Annotated in this window: 4 protein-coding genes and 1 pseudogene; 3 read left to right on the top strand and 2 right to left on the bottom strand. The window is 33.3% G+C overall.

Features of this window, described 5'->3' with window-relative positions:
- Window positions 1–527: 527 nt before the first annotated feature.
- A complete protein-coding gene (locus tag F6K15_RS29515; protein WP_293068084.1) occupies window positions 528–710 on the bottom strand; it encodes a hypothetical protein in 183 nt (60 codons plus the stop codon).
- A 24-nt stretch (window positions 711–734) separates the two neighbouring features.
- Window positions 735–3,272, bottom strand: a complete 2,538-nt coding sequence (locus tag F6K15_RS29510) for an ATP-binding protein (RefSeq protein WP_293068082.1) — start codon at window positions 3,270–3,272, stop codon at window positions 735–737.
- Between the two features lie 348 nt (window positions 3,273–3,620).
- On the opposite strand from F6K15_RS29510, the gene F6K15_RS29505 reads away from it, so the two are divergent.
- The 3 genes and pseudogenes from F6K15_RS29505 to F6K15_RS29490 all read left to right on the top strand — a co-directional run bounded on the left by F6K15_RS29505 (window position 3,621) and on the right by F6K15_RS29490 (window position 6,635).
- The gene (locus F6K15_RS29505) at window positions 3,621–4,211 is read left to right on the top strand and encodes a hypothetical protein (protein WP_293068080.1); all 591 of its coding nucleotides are present in this window, start codon (window positions 3,621–3,623) and stop codon (window positions 4,209–4,211) included.
- A gap of 874 nt (window positions 4,212–5,085) precedes the next feature.
- Window positions 5,086–5,503, top strand: a pseudogene (locus F6K15_RS29495) (IS630 family transposase); the annotation flags it as partial.
- A gap of 232 nt (window positions 5,504–5,735) precedes the next feature.
- A complete protein-coding gene (locus F6K15_RS29490) occupies window positions 5,736–6,635 on the top strand; it encodes a sulfotransferase domain-containing protein (RefSeq protein WP_293068078.1) in 900 nt (299 codons plus the stop codon).
- Window positions 6,636–7,595: the final 960 nt, after the last annotated feature.

Raw genomic sequence — 7,595 nt, 5'->3', positions numbered from 1 at the left:
CAAGGCCGAGGAGGCGTGCCGCAAATATTCTCACTGCTGAAGCTCCCTGATTTATAGATGCTTGTGCCATAGCTGCAATAACTTCTGGGTGATGTAAAGGGGAGTCAGTGGGAGCTTGACAAGAAACTATTAAACCTTTTGGTAATGATATATCAGAGTATTTATTAGTCATAATTAAATAATTATTTTATCTAGATGTTAGAGCTAATTTAAAGGTGTTAGAGCTAATTTAATAAGTTATAAGTAGTAGATAAATTTATGTGGCTAGTATCAGTAATTAAGCTGAAAAAATAAAAGACGACGTACCATTTTTTTAACTAATGTAACAGTTGAAAGCTTGGATAAATAACAATGAGAATAACAAAAATTATCAAATACTTGACACTTAACTAATAGCAACTCCTATACCAGGTACATTACAAATTACCCATATTTTTATCTTTTATTTTGCGGGTTTAATGCCAATTTGATAAATATTTGCTACAAATAACTAGGTTATTTCGGTTGTGCATCAGTAAAGTGTGGGATTAAGTAAGTAGGGGTGGCCAATATAATCTAAAAGCACTGATATATGAAGGTTGAGCGCATTTTTGGAGCGAAAAAAGTGCAAATTTTTCAGCTTGAGCGACTAAAAAGTTAGGACGGGTGAGAGACACTGCCCAAAAAGATACAGGTACAATTATTCTTCCTACTTTCGAGCGTCTTCCCATACTTGCCACCCTCCCCACACTTCCTTAACGCACTACCAGCAAGTCTATCATTTTACTCAATAAATGTTCGAGATTAATTGGTTTAGTCAAATATTCATCTGCACCAACAGTATAACAATATTCCCGGTCTATTTCTGTATCAAAAGTAGTTAATACCAGAATTTTTGGATTTTCACTACTATTTGTTGTGCGTAACTGCTGGATAATTTCCACACCATCCATTCCTGGTAATTGCATATCTACAATTACAGCAACAGGTTGCAACAAAATAGTTTGCTCCACTGCTGTAGAACCTTCTATTATCCATACAACTTTTAACCCTGCTGCTGTCAAAATATCGCAAATTACTGTAGCAATATCTTCTTCTTGCTCAATCAATACTACGCTACCTTGCAAGGATAAAATATTAGATGAATTTTCTTCTTTTTGTGTTAATTCTTCGTTTTTTAATGAGAGTTTTTGTGCTGGTAATTTTACTGTAAAAGTAGAGCCAAAATTAACAGCAGATTCTACTTCAACAATTCCGCCATGAAGTTCTACTAATTGTTTTGTTAAAGCCAGACCTAAACCCGTACCACTTTGCTGACGATTATAAGGAGAATCTAGTTGTTGAAATTTCTTAAATAATAATGGTTTTTGCTCTTCAGAAATTCCTATACCAGTATCTTCTACTTGAAAAATTGCTGTATTTTTGTCTCTGATAACTTTAAGTATGACACTCCCCCCACTAGGAGTAAATTTAATTCCATTACTGAGAAGATTAAAGAGAATTTGTTTAACTCGCCTTTGGTCGGCAGTAAATAGATCTAGTTGTGGATTTATTGTTTGTTCTAAAGTTAATTTTACTTCGTTTTTTTCTGCTTTTTCTCGAAAAGTTTGCCAAAGTTCATAACTTAATTTAGAGAGAGAAAAATTACCGATATTTAAAACTGCTTTGCCAGCTTCTACTTGAGATAAATCTAGAATATCATTGATTAATTCTAGGAGATGTTCGCCACTATCATGGATTATTTGTAAATAATCTCTTTGCTTTTGTATTGGTATTGTTTTAGCTCCTCTATTGCCATAAGACCACCGTAAAAGAGTTGAAGAAATACCAATAACACAAGTGAGAGGAGTGCGTAATTCATGGCTCATTGTGGCCAAAAATTCACTCTTAGTACGATTAGCTGATTCTGCTGCTTGTAGAGTATCATAAAGGTCTTGAGTCCGCCTAGCCACTTGCTTTTCTAAAGTTTGTTTTTGCTTTTGCAATTCTTCATATAATTGAGCTTGGTAAATAGCGATCGCTAAGTGTTCTGCTATTTCTTTGAGAAATCTTTTTTCATTATCTTGCCACTCTCGAATGGAACAGTGATGGGCAATTAATAATCCCCATAATTGTCGATTGACTATAATTGATACTACTAATTTAGCTTTGACTTGATGTTGTTGCATCAATTCTACTAAACAAGGAAATTTACCATAAACTACTTCTGTATCAGCTATAGCATGAACAAATGTTTTACTATATTTCACGATCGAGTTATGGGGAGGAAAAAAGCAGTTTTCTCCTTCACTTAAACCTAATACTGAAGAAGTTTTTTCAGATGCTAATGCTTCATATTTAACAGTACCTTTTCTTTGATTTTCTGTTGTAATTTTATTTGTTTGATTTGTTAATGATAAGGAACAATCAAATTGATAAATCAATAATCTATCAACTTTAATCAATTTTTGAACCTGTTCTACAGTCGTTGATAAAATTTCTGGTAGTTCTAAACTTTGACGAATTTTAGTTGTGACTTGATTCAGAAGTATCTCTTGTTCTAGCTTTTGGTTTAGAGCTTGCTCAATAGGCTTACATACTAATGGATATTGTTGATTATTCAGTATTGAATCTGAGACCGATAATTCATAAATATCAACTCTTGAATCATCTCTTGAAAGTAAATTTGATGTCTGAGAATAAGATTTTTTTTCCTTTATTTTTTGACTACTTGTTTGCTCTAAAATAGCATCCCTATTTTCATTAGAAGTCAATAATTTTAGTAATTTCCAGGTAAATTCATCCTGAAGATTTGCATTATTGACCTTAAGGTTATTTATTTTAGATTTAATTTGAGAGGCGATCGCTGAGTTACTATTGTCTTCCTCTATAATATTCAAAACCTGGTATACAAAAAGTGTTATTGCCTCTGGGTCAAAAGTTAAACCTACATTAAATTTGAAATTTCCCACGTTTTCCCTTGAAAAAGGAAAGGTAAAAGAGTTAGATTGGGGATTATAATATTTCTGCGTGCCTTCTTTCTCCTGACTTTGATTATCTGATGACTCCTTGAGTATTGTGCCCCACAAAAGTCCATTAAACTCCCCTGAAATAACTACTGTAAATTTTAGGTCTGGGAATTTATGACGTTGAGTGGTCGCAAGTATGTCTTCCGTAATTAATATGGTCTTCAATCCTTGAGTTGTTTGTTGCAATAACTGACTTAAAAGCTCAAGGGTATTTAAAGGTAAAATTAAGTTTGGTTTTGCAGGTGGAAACTGTGCATCCCCGGTGATTTTGGATAAAATGGCCATAAGAATATTCCGGACCAGGACAAAGAGTATTGCTTATGTAATTATTAAGCTTTTTTTTAGATTTTAGATTATTTAATCTAACTGTAAATCGATCCAGATTAACATATTCTCATAGCATATTTTTTCATACTGCTAATTCTTAATTATTGTCAATGACCGAAAAATTCTGGTCAATAGCCTGCCCTTTTAAGAGGATAAAAAGCTGTCGGTCTTTGGAGCTTCCCGTAGGGTAGGATGGCGAGGTTTCGGAGCCATATCCATTAGACCAAAAGAAAGAGAATATTTCAGATTTCAAGCCTCCTTATTGCAGAGGTACTGATAACTGATAACTGATAACTGATAACTGAAATGACCAACCTAGTTGAGCTTAAACTCTATTCCACTGTCGGAAACTTGCCTTTCCATGATTTTCAAGTTAATACTACTACTTTAGGAAAAATAGTAGCAGAAAAATTTCGACAACAACCAGAATTACCAGGAGTTATCATTACAAAAGGTACAAAAATGTGGGGTATGATTTCCCAAGTCAGATTTTTAGAATATATGAAATTACCAGAAAATAAAGAGTTCTATTCTAGACAACCTATTAGTGAATTGTTAGATTTCCTTGGCACTCCTCCTCTAGTTCTTTCTGAAAATTTTCAAATTAATGCGGCAGTACTAACTGCTCTAAATAGACCCAAAAATTATGTTTACGAGCCAATAATTATAGTGTTGTCTAATGGCAACTTAAGATTAATAGATTTACATGATTTACTCTTGGCACAATCGGAACTTTTAGTAAAGGCGTACAAAATGATTCAAGACCGAACGGAGAAATATCAATCAGAAATTCCCGAATTATTTTCTCAAGATGAGGATAATGATGATGAAGTTACTGGTTTGCTGTTAGAGTCAAAATCTTTGATTGACCAAATTAAAAACAAACTCAAAAAGTGAGATAATAAATCAAACTAACTGATAGAAAAAAAGGCTTATTTTTGATCTATTATTTCAATACGATCTAATTTTTGTCTAATAAACTTAGCAATTACCTTAACCCAAACCCAAAAATAGTTATAGCTTAAAACAAATTCAATCTTTGTTTAACATTTAGTATTGCAATCCTCAAAGCGATTGTTTATATAGTATCAAATCCGGTTAAACAGTTATAGAATGGTTAAGTCAGGAGGAGAGAGAATTACAAAGATGAGCATAGTTATGACGATTGGAGAATTTTTTTATGTTCAATAAAACGGATTTGATATAATATCTAGGAATTAGGAAAAAAGGGAAAGCTAGAAAAAATAAATTGGGAATAAGTTAGAAAATTTGCAACCGGAAATATAGGCGAGAAACCTGTCAGTGTTTATGATTGATGAATGTCATCTTCTTTGGAGATATCTCTTAGGTTATATTTGGGGAAGATATAGATAAAAGCATAGAAGTTCCTATAAATGAATGGGGGAGTGAGGGGAGTAGTAAATATAAGAATAATATACACTTACGGGCTAACAATCGCTCAAAACGTTATTGAATTCTACTAATTATTTAATTATTGAAGTCTTACCGAATAATTAATAATTAATAATTAAATAATTCGCGCCTTGAAGCCTCCCCTTTTAAGAGGAAAAAAAAGCGGTCGTTTTGCTACGCAACATGTAAAGCGTAGCTTCCCGAAGGGTGGGATGGCTCCGAAACCTGCGCCATATCCAATCGACCAAGAAAAGAAAATATTCCTTATATTCAATTCCGTAGCGGTTAAAACCCGAGGTAATTATCAATTATCCATTATTAATTAATGAAATAAGTATAGCATTCTTTTTGAGAAATGGCATTAGATTATCAAACTAAAGAATTTATAGTGAAAGAATATTCCTGTGGAAAGACAGAAAATACTATCGATTGTCTCAAGCATTTACAAAGCAAAATATCGGGAAAAAGATGAGTGATATTTTGGGATGGTGCAACTGTTTAATGACTCTCAATAATTTCGAGAATATTTAAGTAAAATTAATCAAGATGTATTCGAGGAATAATGGTTGATAACTTGTATAAAATTTGCTCCTAATGCTCTGGTTCAAAACCCAGTAGAAGATATGTGCTTGCAAGAAAAAAGATTTATTAGGCAATTTGATCATCTTTGCAGTTCCTTTAAAATAGTAAAATGGCTATTCAAGTTTTTTGTTGATGGTCAAATATTCGATTTTCCTAAACTTTTTCAGTATGAATTTTTGCCACAATGTATTTAGGATTGCTATATAATATTCAGATTATTTACAATAGTCTATTAATGCAGTAAACTAAATTTAAGATATAACAAGGAATGAAGAGTTGCTAAGTCATCGGAATCTGTGGAAGATAACTCTTAATAAATTATAATTTAAGCATCATAGTAAACTATACTCTAAACACAGAATTAGTAGTCTGATACCTTTAATAATAAATGTCTATATCTATAAGTTTAAATTTAGGAGAAATACAATGAAGTTACCAACTTTTCTAATAATAGGAGTGCAGAAGGCAGGAACTACATCCGTCTATGGGTATTTAAAGGAACATCCTCAAGTTTATATGAGTCCTATTAAGGAAACAAATTTTTTCGCTACAGATTGGGAAAACAATACAGAAAAAAAACCAGATACAGGAACAAGAAAAAGAATTAATAGCTGGGAAAGATACTGTGAACTTTTTATGAATGTAAAAGATGAGATTGCCATAGGAGAAGCATCTCCTAACTATCTTGTTAGCTATAAAACTTCATCGGAAATGATTCAACGTTATGTTCCTGATGTGAAAATGATTGCTATATTGAGAAATCCTGTGGACAGAGCTTATTCTGATTATTTAATGCACCTTCGTGATGGGATAAATGTGGGAAAAGTTAGGTCTCTCACTGAACAGGTTAAATTTCGGGCAGATAGTTCTTCAACAATCAAGAAAGGATTATATTATTCTCCTATAAAACATTATTTTGATACTTTCGACCGGGAAAAATTAAAAATTATTCTCCATGATGATTTAACTAAAGATTCTTTAATGGTTATGCAGGAGATTTATAGATTTATTGGGGTAGATGATACATTTAACCCTGATACTTCAAAGCGTAGTCAAAGTGCAGCTGTACCTAAGAATCAAACATTGAATAATTTATTGCAAACAAAAAATCCAGTTAGGACAGCTATTTCATCAACGCTCAAAGTATTAATGCCTTTAGAAATGCGGCAGAAATTACGCTCTAATATAATTAAGTTAAATTCAGCAGGAAAAGAACTCAAGCCTCTTTCTTCAGAAGAGCGTAAATTATTAACTGAATTCTACCGTGAAGATATTCTCAAATTACAAGATTTGATTGACAGGGATCTTTCACCTTGGTTGGTATAACAGGGTAAGCATTTTTCAGTTATCAGTTATCAGTTATCAGTTATCAGCTTTACTTCCTTTAATAGGTTGTCTGAGAAGTCCCATTTGCTACAGCCCCCCTAAATCCCCCAAAATTGGGGGACTAGAGCAAGCAAATTGGCTCTTGTTCCCCCCAAAGTTGGGGGGCTAGGGGGGCAAAATTCAATTATCAGTCAAATAATTTTTGAAGGAAGTTTAGGGGGAAATTTCTACCAAAAGTTTCCAACTAATCCGCATTAGAGGTTGTCTGAGAAATTTGCGATATCCAAGCCCCCTAAATTCCCCAAAATTGGGGGACTTTGAGAAGCAAATTGACTCTTCCCCCAAAGTTGGGGGGCTAGGGGGTCAAATTTCAGTTATCAGTCAAATAATTTTTGAAGGAAGTTTAGGGGGAAATTCCTACCAAAAGTTTCCAACTAATCCGCATTAGAGGTTGATTGTGAAAAATCAGGGGCTAAAAACTATAACGTCTTAGTTTTGCCATCTATCTATTAGATGTAGATGTTGTTGCCTCTAGAAACCAGGAACTCAAAACTACAACGTCTTAGTTTTTCCATCTAGTCGGCTTTGTTGTTGCTCCTAGAAACCAGGAACTCAAAACTAAAACGTCTTAGTTTTTCCATCTATCTATTTAGATGTAGATATTGTAGATGTTGTTGCCTCTAGAAACCAGGAACTCAAAACTAAAACGTCTTAGTTTTTCCATCTATTTATTAGATGTTGCCTCTAGAAACCAGGAACTCAAAACTACAACGTCTTAGTTTTTCCATCTAGTCGGCTTTGTTGTTGCTCCTAGAAACCAGACACTCAAAACTACAACGTCTTAGTTTTCCCATCTATCTATTAGATGTAGATGTTGTTGCCTCTAGAAACCAGACACTCAGAACTATAACGTCTTAGTTTTTCCATCTATCTATTTAGATGTAGATGTTGTTGCCTCTA

It is taken from the genome of Okeania sp. SIO2B3 (assembly GCF_010672525.1).
Lineage (GTDB): Bacteria > Cyanobacteriota > Cyanobacteriia > Cyanobacteriales > Microcoleaceae > Okeania.
This window is presented reverse-complemented; position numbering and strand designations above follow the sequence as displayed.